Here is a 24,935-nt window from a genome sequence, read left to right as displayed (position 1 = left end):
ACAAAAAATAAATAGATATGACATTCGACATCAACATGATCAAAAAAGTGTACGAGCGCTACCCTGAAAGAATTGCTGCGGCAAGACAAGTAGTACAAAAACCTCTTACACTCGCTGAAAAAATTCTTTACGCTCACCTTTGGCAAGGTAACGCAATAGAAGCTTACGAAAGAGGAAATTCTTATGTAGATTTCGCTCCGGATAGAGTTGCAATGCAAGATGCAACTGCGCAAATGGCGCTTTTACAGTTTATGCAAGCAGGAAAAACTAAAGTTGCCGTTCCTTCTACAGTTCACGCAGACCATTTAATTCAAGCAAAAATTGGAGCTGATAAAGATTTACAAGAAGCACTGAATAAAAATAACGAAGTTTTCAACTTCCTAAGTTCAGTTTGTGATAAATACGGAATTGGTTTCTGGAAACCAGGAGCAGGTATTATTCACCAAGTAGTTTTAGAAAATTATGCTTTCCCTGGTGGAATGATGATTGGTACCGACTCTCATACTGTAAATGCAGGTGGATTAGGAATGGTGGCAGTTGGAGTTGGAGGAGCTGATGCAGTAGACGTAATGGCAGGAATGGCTTGGGAATTAAAAATGCCAAAACTAATTGGTGTTAAATTAACTGGTAAACTAAACGGTTGGACTTCAGCAAAAGATGTCATTCTAAAAGTAGCAGGAATTCTTACTGTAAAAGGTGGAACTGGTGCTATTGTAGAATATTTTGGAGAAGGAGCGGTATCTCTTTCTGCAACAGGAAAAGGAACTATCTGTAACATGGGTGCAGAAATTGGCGCTACCACTTCTACTTTCGGTTATGATGATTCTATGAGAAGATATCTTGCTGCAACAGGAAGACAAGAAGTAGTAGATGCAGCTGATAAAATTGCTGAACACTTAACTGGTGATGCTGAAGTGTACGCAGAACCAGAAAAATATTTCGACCAAGTAATTGAAATTAACCTTTCTGAATTAACTCCACACCTTAATGGTCCTTTCACTCCAGACTTAGCAACTCCAGTTGCTGAAATGAGAGATAAAGCTATTGCAAATGACTGGCCTTTAGATATAGAATGGGCATTAATTGGTTCTTGCACCAACTCATCATACGAAGATTTATCTAGAGCTGCTTCAATTGTAGAAGATGCGGTAGCAAAAGGCGTAAAACCAAAAGCTATTTTAGGAATTAACCCAGGTTCTGAACAAGTAAGATATACTGCAGAAAGAGACGGATTGATAGATACTTTCAAAAAATTTGAAAATGCGAGAATCTTTACCAACGCTTGTGGACCTTGTATCGGACAATGGGATAGAGAAGGCGCTGAAAAACAAGAGAAAAACTCAATTATTCACTCTTTCAACAGAAACTTTGCGAAGAGAGCAGATGGTAACCCAAATACTCACGCTTTCGTAGCTTCACCTGAAATGGTAGCGGCGGTTGCAATTTCTGGTAGATTAGACTTCAACCCAATTACAGATACATTAACCAACCAAAATGGTGAGCAAGTAAAACTAGACGAACCTAAAGGTTCTGAACTTCCAGCAAAAGGATTTGACGTAGAAGATAATGGCTACCAAGCTCCTGCGGAAGACGGTTCTTCTGTTCAAGTAATTGTTTCTCCTACTTCAGACAGATTACAATTATTAGAACCTTTCTCTCCTTGGGACGGTCAAAATATAACTGGCGCTAAACTTCTCATCAAAGCTGAAGGAAAATGTACTACTGACCACATTTCTATGGCTGGTCCTTGGTTAAAATACAGAGGCCATTTAGATAATATTTCTAACAACATGTTAATAGGTGCTGTAAACTTCTTTAACAAAGAAACTAACAGAGTTAAAAACCAATTAACTGGAGAATACGGTGAAGTTCCTGCAGTACAAAGAGCTTACAAAGCAGCAGGCATTCCTTCAATTGTAGTAGGAGATCAAAACTACGGAGAAGGTTCTTCTAGAGAACACGCTGCAATGGAGCCAAGACATCTTGGTGTAAAAGCAGTTTTAGTAAAATCTTTTGCGAGAATTCACGAAACGAACCTTAAGAAACAAGGGATGCTTGCATTAACTTTCGTAAATGCTGAGGATTACGATAAAATCAAAGAAGATGATACTTTTGATTTCTTAAATCTAGAAGGTTTCGCACCGAATACGCCACTTCAAATTCAGATTACACACTCAGACGGAACTACGGATACTATTCTTGCTAATCACACGTATAATGAACAGCAAATCGGATGGTTTAGAGCGGGTTCTGCTTTGAACTTGATTGCGGAAGAGGCTAAAAATTCTTAAAATTAGATTTTTAAATATATTGAATGCCACTCGGATTTTTTTCGGGTGGTTTTTTATTGGTTCTTAAACCAATTCTGAAAAGATACTTTATAAGTTTCGCCAATATTGATGGGGATCTTTTCTATAAAAACCTTATTGCCATCAATAGAAGTGATTTTCTGAAGATTTACAATATACGATTTATGAATTCTTTTAAAATATTTAGGTAGCAAATTTTCTAAATTTTTAAGATTTTCTAAAATGATAAACTCCTCAGCCGTGGTTTTTATATTCACATAATCACGCAAGCCTTCTATATAAAGAATTTCTTGAAAATTTACTTTTACTTTTTTCCCTTCAGATTTTACAAAGAAAAAATCATTTTCTTCTATGTTTGATTTTTCTGAAGAATTCTCTAAAAATCGATCTTTAACCCTCAAAACACTTTTGTAAAATCTGTCATAAGAAATGGGCTTCAAGAGATAATCCACCACTCCGTATTCATAACTTTCTAGGGCGAAATCAGAATAGGCTGTTGTAAGAATGATGGGCGTTTTATTTTTAATGATTTTCAAAAAATCCATCCCGTTAAGTTCTGGCATCTGAATATCTAGAAAAACCAAATCATAAGATTCTTCTTTCATTTTTTGTAAACCAATTAGCGGATTTACCGTAGAGAACCTGAACTCCAAAAAATAGGTTTTAGAAATATAATCTTCTAACAAACGAATTGCTAGAGGTTCATCATCAATTATTAAACATTTAATTTTCATAAATTTACCATCAAATTTACTTCGTAAAACTCACCATCATTCAAAATTTCAAGTTGATGCTTATCTGGATAAATAATGGAAAGTCGTTTTTTTACGTTTTCAATTCCAATTCCTGAACTTTTATCTTTTTCTAAGTTTGAAATTTTATTTTTTTGATGAAATAACAATTGGTTCGCTTTTGTTTCAATGGAAATTTCAAGCGGAAAATTTCTTAAATTACCGTGCTTGAAAGCATTTTCAACAAACGGAATGAGAATCATTGGTGCAATTTTCAAATCTTTATTCTCTGTTTTATCTTCAAAAAGAATATTTTCTGGGGTAGAAATCCTTAAACTTTCTAAATCTATATAATTTTTAAGATATTGAATCTCACTATGTAAACTGGTAAAGTCTTTTCTAATTTCTGTAGTAGAAAACCTCAGCAAATCTCCCAATTTTTCTATGGCATTCAGAGATTTATCAGACTTTTGATTAACTAGAGAATAAATATTATTAAGGGTATTAAAAATAAAATGCGGATTGATTTGTGATTTCAGAAGAGACATTTCGGCTTCGTTTTTTTGTTGGAGTAACGTTCTATTTTCTTTATCTATTCTTACAGAATAATCCAAAAACCATATTAAAGAACTGATAAAAATGGCATTACTCCCCCAGTAAAAATTATCAAAAATGTAGTATAAAACTGTTGTTCCATCTACATAATTTCTCATTCCAAATATTTTCAAAAAAAAGATTTCTTCAACCAAATATCTAAAAAAAATAAAAAAGAAAAAGGAAAGCAAAAATCCTAAAATAAAAAAAGATAAACTACTTTTTTTCATTAAAAAAGGAACTACCAAAAAATAATGAATATAAAAAATTATAAAATTGACCAAAAAACCAGACCAATTGAATGGATTTTGAAAAATAGAAACTTTAAAATTTTCTTGAATTGCATTATTAAACAAAAAAATAATCCAAAAAATGAGATGTATGATAAATAGAATTTTTCGGTTCATAATACAAAATTAATAAAGCATATTCAAAAAAAATCATAAAATCTATGAACACCTGTTTTTTTTATGCAAAACTAATTCATCTAAAATTTCTTATGCTTTGCAGAAAATGAATTTTTAGGTTAAAAAAATTTTAAAACTTTGCCTTATTAATTTAAAATTTATATCAAATGAAATCAAGACAATTCTCATTAAAAATCAATCTATTGATAATCTTCAATTTAATCGTTTTTTCTTGTAATTCTCAAGAACAATTCCCTGCAAAAGATTTGAAATCAAAAGTGCAAATTCTTAATGTAGGTACTTTTCACATGGGATTTTCTAGCGATGAACACACTGTAGATTATGACGAACATGATCGCAAAAACATTATGGAAAACAGAGAAATAGCCAAAAAAATTGCTGAATTTAAACCTACAATTATTATTGTAGAAAGAGAACCAAAACACAATGAAGAATTGCAAAAATCATATTTAGAATATTGTAAAAACCCTGAAACTAAATTTGAAAAACCAAGTGAAATTGAACTTTTAGCGTATGAAGTGGGAAGGATATCCAATGTTAAAAAAATATATGGAATAGACCATCAACTTGGATATAATTATATGAAAATAGACAATTTAGCAAAAAAAATAAATTCAGAAGTTTATCTAAATTATATGAAAAACACCAATTTCAAATCGAAATTAGATTTTGATAAAGCCAATACTTTGGACAAATTAAAAATAATAAATCATCCAGAAAATCTTGATTTTCTCATCAATGTAAATGCAGATATTTTAACCTATGTTTCAACACCTGGTAAATATGAAGGAGCTGAACAAGCTGCTGAATTGTATAAAAGAAACCTCATAATGTTTTCTAATCTCAATAGAATTCCATTAGCAAAAAATGACCGAGTTTTTATTTTGATGGGTGCTACTCATACTGCTTTTTTTAATGAATTTATGAAAAGGAGTCCAAGATATGAGTTGGCAAATATTTTTGAATATTTAAAATAATTTCTAAGAATGTAACAAATCTCCATTTCAGTTGTCTTATAAGGAGAACTAAAATGAATATGAAAAGAAATTTTATTATAGCAACAGGATTGTTGTTTATCTCGCAGTTGGGTTTTTCTCAAACCATTAAAAATGATACGGCAAAAGAAAAACAAATAGACGGTGTAACCCTTACCAAGACCAAAAAAGCAGTAGAACAGAAAGCAGACAGAACTATTTTTGATTTTTCAGAACAAGCTCATCTCAATACTGGAAATGTAAGTGAAGGTCTTAAAAAATTGCCAGGACTTATCGTCTCTGATGTTGCAGGTATGATGTATCAAGGGAAGCAATTAGATGTTTATATGGACGGTAGACCGCTAAATATTGGAGGTAATCAGTTGCAAGCTTTTCTCGAAGGAATGCCTGCCAATTCTGTAGAACGTGTAGAAATTGTAACGCAACCCGGTTCTGAATTTCCTGCCACTTCTGGTGGTGCAATCATTAACATTATTACCAATAAAAACGCACAAAAATATCTTTCTGCAACTTACACCGGGAGATACGCTTTCACCAATTACGAAAAATACAGAAACAGAACCAATAATTCTATTTTGTTAAATGCCAAAAATAAATATTTCGGGTGGCAACTAAATTTTGGACAAAATTATAGAGAAGCTTACAGAGAATCTATCATAGACAAGGTTTCTAACGTATTTTCGGAGCAAGTGAATAGAGGTTATTTTGTGAAATCTGCACTTACTTTTAACATTGGGAAAGACAGATTATTGGTAAATTATGACATCAACCATAATAATAATGACACCGAAAATAGCAGTTCTGGTTTTATAGCCAATAGAACGGGAACTGCTCCTAATTACATTTACAGTATAGACGATTATACCACCAAAGATTTCGGGGAGACAGAAAACTGGAGAAAAGACTTAAGCGCAACGTATCAAATAAAATTTGATGATAAAAATAAAAAATTAGATTTGAACGCCAGTTATAACACTTTTGATTCCAACTATAATCTTGATGGTAAAAAATTCATTAACTCTACCACTCAAAACAATAACATAGAAACCACTTCTCATCAAAACGTAGCGACCTTCAGAATTGATTATTCGCAACCTATTAAAATTTTAGACGAAGGGAAAATTTCTTTCGGTGGTTTGTTTGAAAAATTAAACTACGATACAGATTTTTTCGGCATTACCAATTTAGAATACCAAAGACAAACTACTTCTTCGTATGCAGAACTTCAAGCAAAGAAAAAGAATTTTGATTTTATTTTAGGAACCAGAGCAGAAGCGTATGATATTTCTGGAAAAACCATAGATTTAACCACCGGAAAACTTACTAAAGATCTAATTCCTTTTAAAAAATTCAGCCTTTTCCCGAATGCAAGCATTCAATATAACTTTGGGAAACAAGTCTATTTTGCACTGAATTACAACAGAAAAATTCAACTGCCTAATATTTCTTGGCTTAACCCAAATAACACCAATTACCAAAACGGAAACATCAGTTTCGGAGGAAATCCTAATCTACAACCTACTATTTTTAATAATCTCGAAGCAAAATTTTCAGTCTTTGATTATGCTTTTATTGGCTATAATCTAAGTATCGCCGAAAATCAATCTATACAATTTGCCGAAAAGAAATATTTCTTTGCAGAGAAACCCATCATAGAAAATAGAGAAGCTTATGGTGTAAGTAATGGTTTTATAAACGTTTCTTCTATGAAAGTTCATAATTTTAATTTCGGTTTACCTATTCCTTTTATGCTTTTTACTAAAGGATTAAAGGAAACAATGAAATTTAATATCAATCCAGATAAAATGAATTTCTTATACGTTTACACAGGTTATCAACTTCATCAGTTGCCAGATAATGACAATAAAGGATTCTGGATTTTTAACATCATGGCTCAATTTATTTTACCAAAAGACATTAAACTAGTTGCTAATTACGGAACCATGACCAAAGGTAACTGGTACTACTACAGAATGGAAAAACCTTGGATGAATAGCTTCGACCTTACTGCTACTAAAAAATTCTTGAATGATAGACTTACCGTATCTGTTTTTGCAAATGACTTGTTTAGAAGCAACGTAAATGCGGTAACCTCGCTTTATAACAATTCTAATCTTTATTTAGGAAATAATTTTGATTCTCAAAATTTTGGAATTTCTATCAATTATAAACTTCCTACTAAGAATAAATTGGTAAAAGAAGATCCGAACTTGTTAAAACAAGACAAGAAAGAAGATTCTGGATTACCGAATCAGTAAATATCAAAAAGATTTCTAAATTTTAGAAATCTTTTTTTGTTTTAAGACGCAACCTTTGCATTGATTTCATCTCTATATAAGAAAAGATTAAGATTATGAAAAAATTATTTTTTACTACAATGGCTTTATGCACTCTTGGATTTCTATTTTCTTGTGATACTAGAGAAGAAAACAACATTAGTATTTCTAGAATTAAAATAGATAGTGTGAAAATCCCTCAAGAGAAAATGGATTTATTTACTACTCAAACCATTAAAACTTACTCTACTTATGCTTCTGGTTGTGATAGATTTTATGATTATGATTATAGAATTGATAATCTGAATAGATTTGTAACTTCTTACACCTACAAAGAAAATAATGCTTGCACACAAGCTACTTATGTAGGCGCTAATCAATTTAACTTTAAACCTGTAGAAAAAGGAACCTACACTTTTAAGTTTTGGAACGGAAAAGACAATGCTGGAAATGATTTATGGATTACTAAAACCATAGTTGTAGAATAAAATCACTATTTTCGGTATTGTAAGTTGTATTACATGAATTTTAAAGAACTAATCTCTTCTTGTTTACAAAAAAACGCACAATCACAACGTGAATTGTATGATTATCTCGCACCAAAACTTTTTGGTGCTTGTTTAAAATATGCTCAAAATCAAGATGATGCCAAAGATTATTTTCAGGAAAGTTTTATTTTAATTTTCAAAAATTTACATCAATTTAACTTTAAAAGTGATTTGTTTTTTTGGGCAAAAAAAATCACTATTAATCATTGTATTTCTCAACTCAAAAAAAACAAAAATTTAGCTTTTACAGACTTAGAAACTATAGAAATAAATGAAGAAACAAATGAAGAAGAGGAATTCTCTATAGACCAACTTCTAAAATTGGTACAAGAACTACCTCCTCAATACAAAATGGTTTTTAATCTCTATGTTTTAGACCATTATAGCCATCGTGAAATCGCAGAAATGCTTAATATTTCTGAAGGAACCAGCAAATCTAATTTGAGCAGAGCCAAAATGATTTTGAAACAAAAAATTACATCACAACAGAAAAATACGCTTTATTACCATGAAAAATAAAAAAGATATAGAGCAAATTTTTCAGGAAAAACTCAGATATTTTGAAGCCAATCCGCCACAAGAATCTTGGGATTTTATTTCCGAAAAAATAAATGAAAAAGAAGAGAAAAGAAGGATAATTCCTCTATTTTGGTTGAAATCTGCAATTGTTTCTACAAGTGTAGCTGCGGTTTTATTGATAGGCTATTTCTTATTTAATGATAAGATTGACAGTAATTTACCAAAAAACAATACTAAAATCGCTCATCAAAGTCCTGAAATTCAGAATCAAAAAATTACAGAAAACAACTTACATAATCATTCAAAAATAGATGCAAAGACTGCTGAAATCATTAACCATCAAAACAACATTACCGATTCTAAAAACACAAATTTTTCCGTTAATACAATTACTGCAGAAAGTTCTTTGACTAAAAGCAATACTTCAAAAAATATAAAATTAACAAACAATACCCTAAATTCTGTAGAAAAAAATAAGACAAATCTTGAAAATCCATCTTCAGAGGAAAAAAAATTGGCGAAAAATCTTCAACCAGAAATTACACCAAATCAACAAAATAAAGAAGAAAAATCGCCAATTGTTTTAGCTGAAAACAATTTCGAAAATTCGGCTAAAAAAGAACAAGAAGTTTTGAAAAAAGAAGAAAATATTTTAGCTCAAAATAATTCAGAAGAAGATATTTTTAAAACAAAACTAGAAAAAGAAACGCAAAAAGTAACGCAAAAAAAATCTAAAAAATTATCCGTTTTTGCTAATTATACTCCACTTTTTGCTTCTTCTACTAAAGGTTCTGCGATAAGTAATTCCTTTGATAACAATACTAAAACTTTTGATGATAATAACAGTTTTGGAGTTGGGATTCAGTATGCTATTAATGATAAAATTTCTGTAAGAACGGGCGTTAATAATTATAGCCTTAATCATAAAACCGAAAATATAATTTTCTTTAAAGCCAACAGTACGGCTTCTATTAGTTACAACAATAGCTACAAAACATTGTCTTTAAATGAAAACGGACAGAATATGGTTATCCTTAATAATAATGCTTCTTTTTACAATGCAGATGTAGTAGGTTCTGTAAATTCAGGGACACTGAACCAAGAGATGAGTTTTATAGAAATTCCTATTGAATTTTCTTACAATTTACTCAATAAAAAATTGAAAATCAATACTATAACGGGTTTCAGTTCTGTTGTTTTAAATAAAAATGTAGTTTCCGTTTCATCTAATAATACAAAAACAGAAATAGGTAAGTCTAACAATATCAACGATGTACATTTTACAGGAAATGTAGGACTCGGTTTTTCTTATCCTTTTTCTAGAAATTTAGACTTGAAATTAGAACCTACTTTTAAATATCATTTTAATACATTCAAAGACAAACAAAACTCGTTTTCGCCATATTTCATTGGCGTTTATACTGGTTTTGTTTATAAATTTTAAATTAAATCACCATGAAAAAATTATTTTTACTTCTAGTTCTTGTTTGGGCAATATCATGCGAAAGACAAGATGAAAATTCTACTAAAGAATCGTTAATAGGAAACTGGGAATGGATTTCTTCTACAGGTGGAATTGATGGCAGAACAGAAACGCCCGTTTCTATAGGAAAACAAGTGAAAATTGTTATTACAAAAGATTCTGTAAAAGTTTATGAGAATAGCGTTTTAAAACAAAAAAACAGTTATAAAATTTCACGAGAAAAATCTGTTCTCGACAATAAAATTAAAGACATGATTATTTACAATAGTGGTTTTAGAGACAGTTTTATGATAGATTCACAAAACCAACTGCATCTAATTGGTGATTGTTTTGATTGTTTTGCAAGTCTTTATAAAAAAGCAGAAAATCAACCTTCGCAAGCACGCCAAATTGCATCATTCTGAGGAACTGGCGCTGTAATTTCTATATTTTCTTTAGTAACAGGATGTATAAATTCTAATTTTCTAGCATGTAAATGAATACCTCCATCAGGATTAGAACGTGGTGAACCGTATTTTAAATCACCCTTTATTGGCGTTCCGTTTTTAGATAATTGTGCTCTGATTTGGTGATGTCTTCCTGTCTCCAAATCGATTTCTAAAAGAAGATAATTGTCTAAAGATTTAACAATATTATAAATAAGAATCGCTTCTTTTGCACCTTCAGTTGGTTTTGGGAAAACAATTGCTTTGTTATTTTTCTCATTTTTTTTGAGATAATGAACCAATCTTTGAGAAGTCGGAATCATCTCTTTTGTCACAACTGCCCAATATGTTTTCTTGATTTCTCGGTTTTTTACCATTTGTGTGAGACGAGAAAGTGCTTTAGAAGTTTTGGCATAAATCACCAAACCAGAAGTAGGCCTATCTATTCTATGAACCAAACCTAGGAAAACATTTCCAGGTTTATTATCTCTTATTTTGATAAAATTTTTAATGGAATCTAGCAGAGATTCGTCGCCAGTTTTATCACCTTGAACCAATTGTCCCACTTTTTTATTGATGACTAAAAGGTGATTGTCTTCATAGATGATTTGAGAAGCGATATTTGAATTCGAGTTTTGCATTATTCTTTTTGAGTGATAGAATATTGATAATCATATATTCCATCATTATGAAAATTACTAATTTCTTTAGCTGTTAATTTAGCTGACAAAAGTCGGAAATTTTCTTTAGAAAAAACATATTCTTCATCAGCAATTAACTGATAGTGCTTCTTTTCCTTTTCCACATTTTGTTTAAATCTAAAGATATTATAGTCTTCATCTTCGGCTTTATGTTTATCAAACTCGTTTTTGACATTGATTTTCAAGTCTTTTTCTTCACTCAAAACAGACAAAACCACTTTAAAAGGCTTGCTTTTTAACCCAAATGGAAAATTATTTCTCCTGGCAAAAAGAGTATTCACCGAATTTTTATTTTCTAAACCAAAATATCTTGAGAAAATAATTATATCTTCTTCTATGTTAGAAATTACACCTTCTGGTTTTCTTTTAACCCTTTCAAAAATATTTTTATCATTTTTGCTCAATAGTTTTTCTTGTTCTGCAATGTTTTTCAAGAGATTTTCTCTTACTTGAGCCAGATTATTGATTTTTTTATAAACACCTAAAGAATCTGTTCTAAAATAAACGGTCACCTGATTTCGGTAAGCTACTTTATTACAATTGCAATCGTTTTTCTCCTCTTTTATTCCTTCATGCAGATGTTCATAATTAATAATTTTCCAACTAAAAATTTTATCATTTCCATCATTAAAAAGATAAGTTAGTTCTACATCTTGATTCACCGTAAATGGCGCGTGATAGGATTTCCCTTTTGGAGATTTAAGAGAAGACGCTGAAGAAATGCGATACTGGTAAACTTGATTTCTGGGCAAATCTGGAGTAATAAATTTCTTTTCCTGCGAGAAAACACAAAAAGAAATTAATGTGAATAATAAAGAAAGTTTTTTCATGGTTATAATTTTCCATAAAAATAAAAAAAGTTGAGCAAAAAACTCAACTTTTTATTTATCTAGTAACTTTCGTTCTTATTCGGGAAGGAAACATCTTTCACATCTTTCACATATTGCGAAACGGCGCCTGTAATTTCTGTATAAAGGTCTAAATATCTTCTTAAAAATTTCGGTGAAAACCCTTTATTCATTCCCACCATATCATGATAAACCAGAACTTGACCATCACAATCTGGTCCGGCTCCAATTCCTATCGTTGGGATAGAAATACTTTCTGAAACTTTCTTCGCTAAGTCAGCAGGAATTTTTTCTAAAACTAAAGCAAAACAACCCAATTCTTCTAAAATTTTAGCGTCTTTTATTAATTTTTCGGCTTCTGAATCTTCTTTTGCACGAACTTTATAAGTTCCAAATTGATAAATAGATTGCGGTGTTAAACCTAAATGTCCCATTACTGGAATTCCTGCATTAATTAATCTAGAAACAGAATCTGCGATTTCTTCGCCACCTTCTATTTTCACAGCATGCGCTCCAGATTCTTTCATCATTCTTACCCCAGATTCCAACGCTTTTTGCGGATCTGACTGATACGTTCCGAATGGTAAATCTGCAACTACTAATGCTCTATCTACTCCTCTTACTACACACTGAGCGTGATAAATCATTTGATCTAAAGTAATGGGCAAGGTAGTTTCGTGACCTGCCATTACATTCGCTGCCGAATCTCCTATTAAAATAGCATCTACTCCACCTGCATCTACCATTTTGGCAGTGGTATAATCATAAGCAGTAAGCATTGTGATTTTTTCCTTATCGAATTTCATTTTTCGTAAGGTTTCGGTCGTTACTTTTTTAATTTCGGAATGTACTGACATGGGAATAAATTTTAAAGAGTAAATGTATAAAAAAATGCCGACTCTCGGTCGACATTTTTAATTTTTATAAAACTACGTGTCCTAATTTTCTTAGTTTTTCGTGGTTTAAGATTTTTAAGTTTCTTCCTTCCACTTCTATGTAGTTATCTTGTTTAAATTCTGAGATTAATCTGATGGCACTTTCTGTAGCAGTTCCGATTAAGTTCGCAATTTCTTCTCTTGTTAAAGAAATTTTGATAAAACCTTCTGGGTCTGTTCCTAATTTCTGCTCTAGAAGAAGAAGTACTTCTGCTAATCTTTCTCTTACTGTTTTTTGAGCCAAGAAAGTTACCGTATTAGAACTTTCGCCCAATTCGAAAGAGATTTTCTGAAGCATTGCAAAAGACAACTGAGGGTCTACTTCTAACAAATGAAGAAATACATCTGCAGGAATATAAGTCGCTTGTAAATCGCTCATCGCTTCAGCAGTTGCTTGATAAGCTTCGCCAATTAACAGCGCTCTATAACCAATAATATCACCTTCTTTGATGAATCTTAAGATTTGTTCTTTTCTATTAAAACCTAGTTTATAAAGTTTTGCTGTACCACTTTCTATAAAAAAAACACCTTCTACATTTCTTCCTTCCTCGAAAAGAGATTCTCCTTTATTAAAGAAAAGAGTTTGCTTCGCATTGATATATTTAGTGTAATCTTCTTTAGATAGAATTTCCTTAAAAGCCTTGTCATTAAAAACACTTAGAAACTTGTTTTCAATAAAAATTTGTTTTTCTAAAGACATAGATGAATTTTTATGATTTTCGTCAGCAAAATTATCATTTTTTTCTTATTAATCATAAAGAATTTTTGTATTATTTTTGCACATTTAACAAAAGCAGATGGCAGAAAATTGTTTCCATTGTGGACAAGAAATAGATAAAGATAGAATTTTCTTCGATGAGAAGGCATTTTGTTGTAACGGATGCAAATCTGTTTATGAAATTCTCAATGCAAATAATCTCGGAAATTTTTATGAATTAAATAAAAATTCTGGAATTAGACCAGACGAAAATCTTTCTCAGTTTGATTATTTAGATACTCCAGAAATTTTCGAAAAAGTAGTAGATTTTTCTGAAGGGAATACTAGTGTAGTTACCTTTAAAATCCCAGTGATTCACTGTAGCTCTTGTATTTGGTTATTAGAGAGTTTACAAGATTTAAATACAAATATTAGATATTCTCAGGTAAATTTCACCAAGAAAACATTGCAAGTTTCTTTCAACCAAAACGAATTACCTCTGAGTGAACTGGCAAAATTCTTGACGAATCTTGGTTATAAACCTGTGATTTCATTAGAAACTGCAGACAAAAAAGAAGCCGCAGTAGACAGAAGCCTCACGATAAAAGTGGCGGTTGCAGGATTTGCCTTCGGAAATGCGATGATGTTTGCGTTCCCAGAATATTTAAACACGGGTTCTTCCGTAGATTTCTGGTTAGAAGAGTTTGCGCCGTTTTTCAGATTTTTAACTTTCTTACTTTCCATTCCGGTGGTTGTGTATTCTGCATCAGATTATTACAAATCTGCTTGGTTTGGTTTGAAAAATAAAATTGTAAACATAGACGTCCCAATTGTCTTAGGAATTCTGGTTTTATTCTTTAGAAGTGTCTACGAAATCGCGACCAATTACGGTCCTGGATATTTTGATACACTTTGTGGATTGTTATTCTTCATGTTATTGGGTAAAATTTTTCAAAAGAGAACTTATTCTGCACTTTCGTATGATAGAGATTACAAATCTTTTTATCCAATTGCGGTAACCAAAGTAGATTTTGGGGGACAACAACAAAACATTTTACTTTCTGACATTAAAGTTGGCGATAGAATTTTAGTAAGAAACCAAGAAATTATTCCTGTAGATGCGGTTTTAATTAATGGCGAAGGAAACATAGACAATAGTTTCATTACCGGTGAAAGTGCTACAATTACCAAAAATCCTGGGGATAAAATTTTTGCTGGTGGAAAACAAATTGGTTCCATTTTGGAACTAGAAGTCATTAAAACGGTGAACCAAAGTTATTTAACTCAACTTTGGAACAAAGAGGCCTTCAGAAAAGAAGAATTAGGACTCGATACTTTGGTGAATCAAATTTCAAAATATTTCACTTTTATCATTTTAGGAATTACGCTTCTCGCAGGAATTTATTGGTATCAAATAGATTTTGAAAAAATGTTCCAAGTGGTTTCTGCGATTTTGATTGTGGCATGTCCATGTGCATTGGCGCTTTCTACTCCATTTACGATGGGACACATCATGAGAATTTTGGGCAGAAATAAAATGTATGTGAAAGATGCTCACACCATTGAAAAAATGGCAAAAATTGACACTTTGGTTTTTGACAAAACAGGTACAATTACTTATAACAAAAAAGCCAACATCAGTTTTGAAGGTCAAGAAATCGCTGAATTTGATTTAAAAAACATAAAATCTTTACTCAAAAATTCTAATCATCCGCTTTCTAAATCGCTTTACGAATTTTTAGAAGTACAAGACGAATATTTACCAATTGAAAACTTCAAAGAAACTGCTGGAAAAGGTTACGAAGCCACAGTAAGAGGAAAAGTTTACAAAATTGGTTCTGCAAAATTCACTCATCAAGAAGCTAAATCACTAGAAACTGCCGTTTACATAGAAAGAGATGGTGAGTTTTTAGGAAAATTTATCTTCAAGAATGAATACAGAGATGGTTTAGCCGAAATGGCAAAAGAACTGAAAGATTATAAAATCCACGTATTAAGTGGAGACAATTCTTCGGAAGAGCAAACGCTCAAAAACCTTATCCCAAATATCACTGAAATGAGATTTAGTCAATCTCCGGAAGATAAATTAGAGTATATCAAATCTTTACAAGATCAAGGTAAAAAAGTTGCCATGCTTGGAGATGGACTAAATGATGCGGGTGCGCTGAAACAAAGTAACATAGGAATTGCGATTGCAGATGACACCAATTCTTTCACGCCGAGTTCAGATGTGATCATGAATGGAGGGGTTTTGACAAAGTTGCATGACTATTTTGCACTCACAAAAGATGCCATAATCATTGTGAAATTAACATTTGGAATTAGTTTTCTATATAATGTGGTAGGTTTAACCGCAGCTGTAATCGGTGAAATGTCACCATTATTCGCTGCAATTTTGATGCCTTTAAGCTCAATAAGCGTAGTTGCATTTACCTCATTATCAACATGGTTAAGGTCAAGAAAATACTTCAAATTTTAATAATAAGATAAAAAAATCTTATTTAGAATATTTTTAAATTAACGTTTTTTTAACAGACTATGATGAAAGTCATTAAAAAACATTAATTTTGAAGCGCAAAATCCTTTTATATTTGTAAAATCGTGGAAATTCTCTATTTAATGATCATCTGCAGTGTCTCAATCGCTGTAATTTTTCTAATAGTCTTTATTATTAGTGCCAAGAATGGTCAGTTTGACGATGACGAATCTCACGCAGTAAGAATTTTATTAGAAGACAAAAAAACAGATATAGAAGAAGAAAAATCTGAAGAAAAAAATTAAAATTAAAGTGATTAGTTAATATGGAAACACAAAAGTTTAGTTATGACAATGGCATTGTGCGTGCGTTTCTTTACGCTACAATAGTCTGGGGAGTACTTGGTTTTACATTTGGTGTAACTGTTGCATCAATGTTATTTTATCCAGAGTTACCAGAATACCTTTTTGGAACAGATGACCCTACAATTGCAAGTTTAAGAAGTGGAGACATTCAAGGACTTGTAAGTACTAATGGTGCGTTTGGATTTGGCAGATGGAGAATGTTGCACACCAGCACAGTTATTTTTGCATTTGTAGGTAATGGATTCTTTGCAGGTGCTTATTATTCTTTACAAAGATTATTAAAGGCAAGAATGTTTAGTGACGTCCTTTCTTGGATTAATTTCTGGGGATGGCAATTAATAATTGTTACAGTAGCAATTACCTTTCTAATGGGTATAAATACTTCTAAAGAATATGCAGAACATGAATGGCCAATTGACATTATGATTGCTATTATTTGGATTGTAATGGGTATTAATATGTTTGGTACTATTGCCAAGAGAAGAGTAAGACACCTATATGTTGCTATATGGTTTTACATTGCAACATGGGTAGGTATTACGATGCTACACGTATTCAACAATCTAGAAGTTCCTTTATCATTTGCAGGATGGAAATCTTATTCAGCTTATGCTGGTGTAAAAGATGCTTTAGTACAATGGTGGTATGGTCACAATGCGGTAGCATTCTTCCTAACAACTCCAGTACTTGGTTTAATGTATTACTTTATGCCAAAAGCAGCTGATAGACCTGTGTTTTCTTATAAACTTTCTATCATCCACTTCTGGTCATTAATATTTGTTTACATTTGGGCTGGTCCTCACCACTTGTTATACACAGCAATTCCAGGTTGGGCACAAGCTTTAGGTACTACGTTCTCTATTGCTCTTATTGCTCCATCTTGGGGAGGTATGCTTAATGGTTTATTAACCTTAAGAGGAGCTTGGGATAAAGTAAGAGAAAATCCTGTTCTTAAATTCTTCGTGGTTGCAGTTACTTGTTATGGTATGGCTACTTTCGAAGGACCACTTTTAGCAACAAAAACTTTAAATAAAATCGGTCACTATACAGACTGGGTAATTGGTCACGTTCACGTAGGTGCATTAGGTTGGAATGGCTTTATGGCATTTGGTATGATTTATTATTTACTACCAATTATGTGGAGAACAAAATTGTGGTCTGTAAAATTAGCAAATTGGCATTTCTGGTTAGGTACTTTAGGTATTATTTTCTACGCAGTACCAATGTATCTTTCAGGATTTACACAAGGTTTAATGTGGAAACAATTTAATCCAGATGGAACTTTAGTATATAAAAACTTTTTAGATACTGTTACGGCAATTATTCCTTACTATCAAATGAGATTTTTTGGTGGGTTATTATATCTTACTGGCTCTATTCTTATGGTTATTAATGTTATTGCTACTGTAAGACAAGGTTCATTCGAAAAAGAAGTTCCAGTAGAAGCTCCTGCATTAGCTAAAATTTCTGACGCTAGAAAAGAAGGAGAAGGAAAACACCTTTGGTTAGAAAGAATGCCATTATATTTAACTCTATTATCTTTCGTGGCATTAGCAATTGGAGGTATGGTAGAAATTATCCCTACATTAACTGTAAAAGATAATGTTCCTACTATCGCATCAGTAAAACCTTATACTCCGCTAGAATTAGAAGGTAGAGACTTATACATTAGAGAAGGCTGTAATGCGTGCCACACTCAAATGATTAGACCATTTAGAGATGAGGTTGTACGTTACAATGGTAAAAACGGTCAATACTCTAAAGCTGGTGAATTTATTTATGACAGACCATTCTTATGGGGTTCTAGAAGAACTGGGCCAGATTTGCATAGAGAAGGAGGTAAAAACCCAGATACTTGGCATTTCAAACACATGTTAAATCCAAGAGTAACTTCTCCAGGTTCTATCATGCCAAGATATCCATGGTTAATCTATAATGAACTAGACAGAACTAAAACTAAGGATAAATTAGTATTATTGAAAAATGTATTCGGTCACCCTTATACAGATGAAGAAATCAATAATGTAGACAAATTAGTAGACGAACAAGCTGCTAAAATTGTAGAAGGAATCTATTCTGGTGATGCTGAAATCAAAAAAGCATTTGATGCTCAAAAAGCAGAACAAGGAGAAGCATTTGTTCCTGTAGAAAAGAGAGAAATCGTTGCTTTAATTGCTTATTTACAAAGATTAGGTACAGATATTAAAACTACCGAAGTAAAAACAGCAAGCAATAATTAATAATCTAATTAAAGGAGTTTTTTCAATATGATACCAAGTAATATAAAAGATATCTTAGCAAATATAGATAATGCAGGAATCTACCAAACATTGTCTATGATTATCTTTATCATATTTTTCATCAGCACTGTGTTATACGTTCTTTCTAGACCGAAAAAACACTACAGCGAAGTTGAAAGAGCTCCTTTAGAAGATGATCATAACAATTAAAAGTTCTAAAAAACAAGAGTCATGAAACATAGAACACCCGTACTTGTAAACATAGTAGCAATATTATTTATCTTAATATTTTTATTCTACATGTTTATACAAAATACCTCTTTCTTATCTTCTCCTTATTTCTGGGGAACTATCGTAATAGGTATTGTTTTAGCATACATTTTCAATGCAATCGGTGCATTAGCTGAAAACGAAAGATTCAAGCAAATGACAGATGCAGAAAAAGCAACTTTCTTAAAAGAAAAAGAAATACCATATTTCAAAAGATTATATGATAGTGCTTTCAAAAAACAATCGGATGTTGAAGAAAAAGACATCCTTATTGACCACGGTTTTGATGGCATCAAAGAATTAGATAATCAATTACCAAAATGGTGGTTAGGTCTATTTTACTTTGGCGTAATTTATGCAGTAGTTTATTTAATTGCATACTCAGTTTCAGATTTTGCTCACCCAGACAAAGAATATGAAGCAGAGCACAAACAGCAATTAGCAGATATCGCAGCTTATGACGCTGTTACTCCTAAAGCGACTATCGAAACTGCAAAATACAATGCAGATAATATTGCAGAAGGAGAGCAAATCTTCAAAACAAACTGCGTATCTTGTCACAGTGAAGGTGGAAAAGGAGGAATTGGACCAAACTTAACTGATGATTTCTGGATCAATCAACCAGAAAAAACATTATTTAAAAATGTATTCCACATGGTTGAAAATGGTAGTCCAAACAATCCTGCAATGCAAGCTTTCGGTAAAAATGGAGTTCTTAACGGTAACGACATCGAAAAAGTAGCTGCATACATCTACCACATTAACCAAGAAATGCCAGATGCTGCTGGTGGAGCTGCTCCACAAGGAACCAAGGCAAATTGGGAAAAATAAATTTAAAAAATTATATTTGTTATAAAAGAAAATATGAAAAGTTAGTTTTTATAATAAATAATATACAAAAATGGCTAATAAAGAAGAACAAATTGGCGCTGGTCAAGTAATTCATACAGAAACCTTCAGAGATTCTGTAGCAACTATAGAACAAACGGGTTCTAGAAAATGGGTATATCCTAAAAAACCAAAAGGGAAATTTACCAATTACAGAGATATTGTCACGTTCATTTTATTAGCCATTTTCTTTATTACTCCATTTCTTAAAATAAATGGAAATGCAATGCTCAAAATAAATATTATCGATAGAGAATTTTTTATTTTCGGGCAACCATTCTATCCGCAAGACTTCTTTATTCTTGCAATAGGAGCAATTACTTCTCTTGTTTTCATTATTCTTTTTACCGTAATCTTCGGAAGAATTTTCTGTGGTTGGATTTGTCCACAAACCATTTTTATGGAAGGTGTTTTCCGTAAAATAGAATTTTGGATTGAAGGAGATAGAAACAAACAAATTAGATTAGCCAGTCAACCTTGGAATGCAGAAAAAATCTGGAAAAAAGGATTGAAATGGTCTGTTTATGTAGTCATTTCTCTTATCATTACGCATTGGATGTTTATGTACATCGTAGGTGTAGAAGACACGCTGAAAATTATGAAAGGAGGACCGGTAGAATACCCTACTAATTTCATTGTAATGGTCATTTTCACTGGATTATTTTACTTCGTTTTTGCTTGGTTCAGAGAGCAAGTGTGTACACTTGTTTGTCCTTATGGTAGATTACAAGGTGTATTGATTGACAAAGAAACCGTAAACGTTTTCTACGATTATAAAAGAGGAGAAAACAGAGCAAAATGGAGAAAAGGAGAAGACAGAAAAGCTGAAGGAAAAGGAGATTGTATCGATTGTAATCAGTGTGTAGTTGTTTGTCCTACTGGTATTGACATCAGAAATGGTCAACAGCTAGAATGCATCAACTGTACTATGTGTATTGATGCTTGTGATGAAGTAATGATCAAAACAGGTTTACCTACAGGTCTTATCCGTTACGCTACAGAAGACGAAATCGAAAAAGAAGAAAAATTCAAATTTACGAATAGAATGAAAGCATACTCGCTTGTTCTATTAGCATTAGTTGGTGTTTTAGGTTATTTATTAAACAACAGAGGTGGTTTAGAAGCTAAATTCATAAAACCAGCGGGAAGTTCTTTCTATGTGAAAGATGGAAAAATTAATAATACCTACAATTACACCCTTCTAAACAAAACCAATGACGATAAAATGGTTACCATTAAAGTAATTAAGCCTACACATGGTGAAGTTATTTTCAGTGGAAACAGTACTATCGCTCTAAAACGTGACAAAATCACCAAAGGAACTGTAAATGTAAGTTTCCCTGAAAAAGAAGTGAACCAACCAAAATTAATTGTTACTTTTGGCGTTTATGATTCTAAAGGAAAACTTTTAGACACTTTCGAAACTAATTTTGAAGGTCCATTTAAGTTACAATTCTAATTTTTTAAAAAATATTTTTAATGAAATTCACTTGGGGACATGGTATAGTAGTCGCTTTAGGACTTTTTATATCCTTTATTTTGTATTTAATTTTCATTTTTCCAATTGGTAAACAGAATTCTGAGTTGGTTACCGAAAATTATTATGAAGACGAATTATCTTATCAAAAAGTGATCGATGCTAAAAATAATGCTGAAACTTTAGCTACAAAGCCTCAATATGCACAGTTGCCTTACGGAATTAGAGTTGCTTTCCCTAAAGATATCAACAATCAAAATGCTAAAATAGAATACTATTTATACAGAACCAATGACAAAACACAAGACAAAACAGGTTCTGTGCAACTAGATGCAGATAATAGCTTTTTAATCCCAAAGAATTTTATGATTCATGGTTCTTATACACTAAAAGTTTTATGGACCAAAGACGGAAAAGATTACCAAGTAGATTATGACGTAGAATGGAAATAACCCTTATTTTAGCGGCACTAGGTTTAGGTTTTGCAAGCGGATTCCACTGTATAGGAATGTGTGGTCCCATTGCGCTTTCGCTAGGATTGTCTAAAAAAAAACAAGTTAATTTCCATCTTCAAAATCTTACTTATCAATTCGGCAGAATTCTCACTTATTCTATTTTAGGAGCCATTGTAGGTATTGTAGGCGAAGGTTTTCAGCTCGCAGGAATTCAGCAATACATCAGCATTTTTGCTGGAGTTTTATTGATGATTATGTCACTTTTCTCTTTCGGAGGAGATTTTGCCTCAAAAATTCCAGCCATTAATAATGCTTTACTTAAAGTTAAAATCAATCTCGGAAAATTTTTACAAAAATCTGATTATTCCTCTCGATTTTTGACAGGATTATTAAACGGACTTCTTCCTTGCGGAATGGTTTACATGGCACTTACAGCAAGTTTAGCAGCAGGCGGAATTTGGCAAAGCGCAAGTTTTATGGCTATTTTCGGTTTGGGAACATTTCCGTTCATGTTTGCCACTGTTCTTTTCGGAAATCTAATTAACACGGCTCTTCGAAACAAAATTCTTAAGATTGTACCGATTATTATGCTCATTTTAGGAGGTTTATTCATTCTAAGAGGTCTAGAATTAGGTATTCCTTACATCTCACCTAAAAAGGAAGCTTTGAAGGTAGAAAAGAAAATGAACTCAGAGAAAACTTCAGACGAAAACTGTCACTAAATTTTCTTACTTTTAGCTCAGAATTTTAAAATCAAATCTATGCTTAAAAAATTTACTTTTTGGCTAATTCCACTATTGGCCATTATTCTCCAAGCTTGTGCTGTAGATTCTGTTACCACTTATCATCAAGATAAAACCACTAGTGTTCTCATGAATATTGACATGAAAGACTTACTTGCGATGGCAAAAAACATGAGTGGTGATTCTGCAAATTCTAATAATAAATTTAAAGATTTCGAAATGTACCCTAGAGATTGGAAAAACATGTACGAAATCATGCAAGAAGATTCAGAAAAAAAGGGAATCCCGATGACTAAAGACAAAGACAGCATTCAGTTAATCAAAAAAATGTTTGTAAAATCTAATTTTGAAAATAATGAAATGACGGGAATTGCTTTTAAAATGGATAGATTAACTCCAGAAGAAATCAAAAATTTCTCTAGAACATCTAAAAAAAGCAATTTTATAAGCGCCACAAGTTCTGACAACACCATTTGGGACGGAAAAACATTAACATTAGATACAGAATATTTTAATCCTCAAACTTTTTCTGAAACCTTAAAAAAAGAAATGACTTTAGAAGCTAAAACGGATTCAGCTAAAGCAGAAGCAGAATCTGCACTTGCTATGATGAAGATGTTTAATACTAAATTCAACAACAAAATTAAGTTTGAAACCAAAATAAAATCCATCCAAGGAAAACACGATTGGATAAAGCAAATTGATGATTACACGATTGATATGTCTTTTTCTTTTGAACAACTTCTTGACGAAAGTTTAAAACTCAACGAAAAGGACAAAAAAGTAATCATCATTACAGAATAAAACAAAAACCACCAAAATTTCGGTGGTTTTTTATTATTTATTTATTTTTCTAATCTCTTTAATTCTAAAATAGAATAATAAAAATGAAAAGATTAAAAAGACAAATCCTAAAATTCTTAAAATAAATTCTTCTTTCTCTTCAAAATTAACAGTTTCAATAAATATTGAAGCTACTCCTAAAAATAAAAGAAAAATTCCTAATCCTATTTTAGAATCAATAGTAGTTCCAAAAAAACCTACAATACCAATAAGAATTTCAGAAAAAATCTGTTTAAAATTTTTCATTAATCAATCATTTCAAATCTAGCGTATTCCGCTACTTTTTTCGGCAACTTAATTCCGCCTTCTACTTGATTGTTTTCTAACAATGCCGCCATAATTCTAGGCAAAGCCATTGCAGAACCGTTTAATGTATGGGCTAATTGCGTTTTCCCGTCACCTTTGAATCTGCATTTTAAACGATTCGCTTGGAAAGTTTCAAAATTAGAAACCGAAGAAACTTCTAGCCATTTTTCTTGTGCTGCACTCCAAACTTCAAAATCATAAGTCATCGCAGAAGTGAAACCTTGGTCTCCACCACACAATCTTAAAATTCTGAAAGGCAATTCTAAATCTTCTAAAATAGATTTTACATGCGCTACCATTTCTTCTAAAGCTGCATAAGAATTTTCTGGCTTTTCTATTCTTACAATTTCTACTTTTTCGAATTGGTGTAATCTGTTCAAACCACGAACATGAGCACCATAACTTCCCGCTTCCCTTCTATAACACTGTGAGAAAGCTGTATTCTTAATTGGTAAATCTCTCTCGTCTAAAATAACATCTCTGTAAATATTTGTTACGGGAACTTCTGCAGTTGGAATTAAATATAAATCATCAATTCCTACGTGATACATTTGACCTTCTTTGTCAGGCAATTGTCCGGTTCCATAACCAGAAGCTTCATTCACAACATGAGGCGGATTAACTTCTAAATAACCAGCATCTGTATTTTTATCTAAGAAATATTGAACTAAAGCTCTTTGCAATCTAGCGCCTTTTCCTAAGTAAACTGGGAAACCAGCACCTGCGATTTTAACTCCGAGTTCAAAATCAATCAAATTATATTTTTTTGCCAATTCCCAATGCGGAATTGCACCTTCTCCCAATCCATGAACTTCGTGAGATTGATAAACGATTTCGTTATCTTCCGCAGAAACACCAGCTTTTACCAAATGGTAAGGAATATTTGGAATTTGATATAAAATATTAAGCAAAGAAGTTTCTATTTCCGAAAGTTTTGTAGTAAGTTCTTTGGAAGACTCTTTGTATTGAGCAGTTTTAGATTTAGCAGCTTCGGCTTCTTCTTTATTCCCTTCTTTCATTAAAATTCCTATTTCTTTAGAAATTTTATTGATTTCAGCCAATTGCGAGTCTAATTCTTGTTGTGTTTTTTTACGTTCGTCATCTAATTGGATAGCTTCATCTACCAATTCTAATTGCTTAAAATTTCTTTTTTTAAGACCTTCTAAAACGCGTTCTTTTTCTTCGCGCAAAAAACTTACTTGTAACATCTTATTTGGTTTGAGAGTTAAGATTTGAGTCTGAAATAAAACTCAAATTTTAATGATTTATGCAAATTTACGGAATTATACCGATTAGTAATTTATAATAGTCCAATTAAAATTGTCCTAATAAATAATCTATCGGCATTCTACCAAAATTATTAGATTATTTATCATCAGAATT

24 protein-coding genes are annotated in these 24,935 nt (G+C 31.8%); 16 read left to right on the top strand and 8 right to left on the bottom strand.

All coding sequences use genetic code 11. The features are described 5' to 3' along the window. Positions 1–17: 17 nt before the first annotated feature. Positions 18–2,291 carry an aconitate hydratase gene (locus tag QO190_RS09280; RefSeq protein ID WP_371462748.1) on the top strand — a complete coding sequence of 758 codons (2,274 nt, stop codon included), beginning with the start codon at positions 18–20 and terminating at the stop codon, positions 2,289–2,291. A 53-nt stretch (positions 2,292–2,344) separates the two neighbouring features. Here the strand turns inward: QO190_RS09280 and QO190_RS09275 are convergent, their stop codons facing one another. Next, entirely contained in the window at positions 2,345–3,043 is a 699-nt protein-coding gene (locus tag QO190_RS09275; protein ID WP_371462746.1) for a LytR/AlgR family response regulator transcription factor, read from the bottom strand. Further along, a complete protein-coding gene (locus QO190_RS09270) occupies positions 3,040–3,753 on the bottom strand; it encodes a sensor histidine kinase (RefSeq protein WP_371462744.1) in 714 nt (237 codons plus the stop codon). The genes QO190_RS09275 and QO190_RS09270 overlap by 4 nt, the downstream gene beginning before the upstream one ends. A 455-nt stretch (positions 3,754–4,208) precedes the next feature. On the opposite strand from QO190_RS09270, the gene QO190_RS09265 reads away from it, so the two are divergent. The 6 genes from QO190_RS09265 (at position 4,209) to QO190_RS09240 (ending at position 10,287) form a co-directional block, all read left to right on the top strand. Continuing rightward, positions 4,209–5,039: a DUF5694 domain-containing protein gene (locus tag QO190_RS09265; RefSeq protein ID WP_371462742.1), complete on the top strand. Its 831-nt coding sequence runs from the start codon at positions 4,209–4,211 to the stop codon at positions 5,037–5,039. Positions 5,040–5,098: 59 nt separating this feature from the next. Beyond that, entirely contained in the window at positions 5,099–7,315 is a 2,217-nt protein-coding gene (locus QO190_RS09260) for a TonB-dependent receptor domain-containing protein (RefSeq protein WP_371462740.1), read from the top strand. Positions 7,316–7,410: 95 nt separating this feature from the next. Continuing rightward, a complete protein-coding gene (locus QO190_RS09255; protein WP_069800287.1) occupies positions 7,411–7,821 on the top strand; it encodes a hypothetical protein in 411 nt (136 codons plus the stop codon). Positions 7,822–7,854: 33 nt separating this feature from the next. After that, positions 7,855–8,400 carry an RNA polymerase sigma factor gene (locus QO190_RS09250; protein WP_371462738.1) on the top strand — a complete coding sequence of 182 codons (546 nt, stop codon included), beginning with the start codon at positions 7,855–7,857 and terminating at the stop codon, positions 8,398–8,400. Next, entirely contained in the window at positions 8,390–9,844 is a 1,455-nt protein-coding gene (locus tag QO190_RS09245; RefSeq protein ID WP_371462736.1) for a hypothetical protein, read from the top strand. Before QO190_RS09250 ends, QO190_RS09245 begins: the two co-directional genes overlap by 11 nt. 11 nt (positions 9,845–9,855) lie before the next feature. Beyond that, positions 9,856–10,287, top strand: a complete 432-nt coding sequence (locus QO190_RS09240) for a hypothetical protein (protein ID WP_371462734.1) — start codon at positions 9,856–9,858, stop codon at positions 10,285–10,287. Here the strand turns inward: QO190_RS09240 and QO190_RS09235 are convergent. From QO190_RS09235 to QO190_RS09220, 4 genes are all read right to left on the bottom strand, one after another. Beyond that, positions 10,251–10,949 carry an RluA family pseudouridine synthase gene (locus tag QO190_RS09235; RefSeq protein WP_371462732.1) on the bottom strand — a complete coding sequence of 233 codons (699 nt, stop codon included), beginning with the start codon at positions 10,947–10,949 and terminating at the stop codon, positions 10,251–10,253. The two genes, QO190_RS09240 and QO190_RS09235, sit on opposite strands and share 37 nt — an antisense overlap. Next, positions 10,949–11,839: a hypothetical protein gene (locus QO190_RS09230; RefSeq protein ID WP_371462730.1), complete on the bottom strand. Its 891-nt coding sequence runs from the start codon at positions 11,837–11,839 to the stop codon at positions 10,949–10,951. The genes QO190_RS09235 and QO190_RS09230 overlap by 1 nt, the downstream gene beginning before the upstream one ends. 59 nt (positions 11,840–11,898) lie before the next feature. Continuing rightward, positions 11,899–12,714, bottom strand: coding sequence for a 3-methyl-2-oxobutanoate hydroxymethyltransferase (gene panB / locus QO190_RS09225; RefSeq protein WP_371462728.1), 816 nt, complete (start codon positions 12,712–12,714; stop codon positions 11,899–11,901). Between the two features lie 64 nt (positions 12,715–12,778). Then, entirely contained in the window at positions 12,779–13,492 is a 714-nt protein-coding gene (locus tag QO190_RS09220) for a Crp/Fnr family transcriptional regulator (protein WP_074650861.1), read from the bottom strand. A 97-nt stretch (positions 13,493–13,589) separates the two neighbouring features. Here QO190_RS09220 and QO190_RS09215 point away from each other — a divergent pair, with 97 nt between their 5' ends. The 9 genes from QO190_RS09215 to QO190_RS09175 all read left to right on the top strand — a co-directional run bounded on the left by QO190_RS09215 (position 13,590) and on the right by QO190_RS09175 (position 23,207). Continuing rightward, a complete protein-coding gene (locus QO190_RS09215; RefSeq protein ID WP_371462726.1) occupies positions 13,590–15,968 on the top strand; it encodes a heavy metal translocating P-type ATPase in 2,379 nt (792 codons plus the stop codon). 122 nt (positions 15,969–16,090) lie between these two features. Continuing rightward, on the top strand, positions 16,091–16,270 hold the full coding sequence (gene ccoS, locus QO190_RS09210) for a cbb3-type cytochrome oxidase assembly protein CcoS (RefSeq protein WP_262897644.1): 180 nt from the start codon (positions 16,091–16,093) through the stop codon (positions 16,268–16,270). A 20-nt stretch (positions 16,271–16,290) separates the two neighbouring features. Beyond that, entirely contained in the window at positions 16,291–18,570 is a 2,280-nt protein-coding gene (gene ccoN / locus QO190_RS09205; RefSeq protein WP_371462723.1) for a cytochrome-c oxidase, cbb3-type subunit I, read from the top strand. Positions 18,571–18,597: 27 nt separating this feature from the next. Continuing rightward, complete coding sequence (locus QO190_RS09200) at positions 18,598–18,780, top strand: cytochrome C oxidase Cbb3 (protein ID WP_074650864.1); 183 nt, start codon at positions 18,598–18,600, stop codon at positions 18,778–18,780. 21 nt (positions 18,781–18,801) lie between these two features. Then, on the top strand, positions 18,802–19,671 hold the full coding sequence (locus QO190_RS09195; RefSeq protein ID WP_371462721.1) for a cbb3-type cytochrome c oxidase N-terminal domain-containing protein: 870 nt from the start codon (positions 18,802–18,804) through the stop codon (positions 19,669–19,671). Positions 19,672–19,741: 70 nt separating this feature from the next. Next, positions 19,742–21,187 carry a cytochrome c oxidase accessory protein CcoG gene (gene ccoG / locus QO190_RS09190; RefSeq protein WP_371462719.1) on the top strand — a complete coding sequence of 482 codons (1,446 nt, stop codon included), beginning with the start codon at positions 19,742–19,744 and terminating at the stop codon, positions 21,185–21,187. Between the two features lie 20 nt (positions 21,188–21,207). Next, entirely contained in the window at positions 21,208–21,657 is a 450-nt protein-coding gene (locus tag QO190_RS09185; RefSeq protein WP_371462717.1) for a FixH family protein, read from the top strand. Continuing rightward, the gene (locus QO190_RS09180) at positions 21,648–22,382 is read left to right on the top strand and encodes a sulfite exporter TauE/SafE family protein (RefSeq protein WP_371462715.1); all 735 of its coding nucleotides are present in this window, start codon (positions 21,648–21,650) and stop codon (positions 22,380–22,382) included. The genes QO190_RS09185 and QO190_RS09180 overlap by 10 nt, the downstream gene beginning before the upstream one ends. Before the next feature lie 39 nt (positions 22,383–22,421). Then, positions 22,422–23,207, top strand: coding sequence for a hypothetical protein (locus QO190_RS09175; RefSeq protein WP_371462713.1), 786 nt, complete (start codon positions 22,422–22,424; stop codon positions 23,205–23,207). Positions 23,208–23,240: 33 nt separating this feature from the next. Here the strand turns inward: QO190_RS09175 and QO190_RS09170 are convergent, their stop codons facing one another. Continuing rightward, complete coding sequence (locus QO190_RS09170) at positions 23,241–23,492, bottom strand: hypothetical protein (RefSeq protein ID WP_371462711.1); 252 nt, start codon at positions 23,490–23,492, stop codon at positions 23,241–23,243. Beyond that, positions 23,492–24,760 (bottom strand): serine--tRNA ligase, encoded by a 1,269-nt coding sequence (gene serS / locus QO190_RS09165; protein WP_371462709.1) that lies wholly within the window; start codon positions 24,758–24,760, stop codon positions 23,492–23,494. Before serS ends, QO190_RS09170 begins: the two co-directional genes overlap by 1 nt. Between the last annotated feature and the right edge of the window lie 175 nt (positions 24,761–24,935).

Source organism: Cloacibacterium sp. Arc13 (assembly GCF_041431305.1).
Taxonomy (GTDB): Bacteria; Bacteroidota; Bacteroidia; order Flavobacteriales; family Weeksellaceae; genus Cloacibacterium; species Cloacibacterium caeni_B.
The sequence above is the reverse complement of the archived record's forward strand: the minus strand, read 5'-3'. Positions and strand labels throughout refer to the sequence as shown.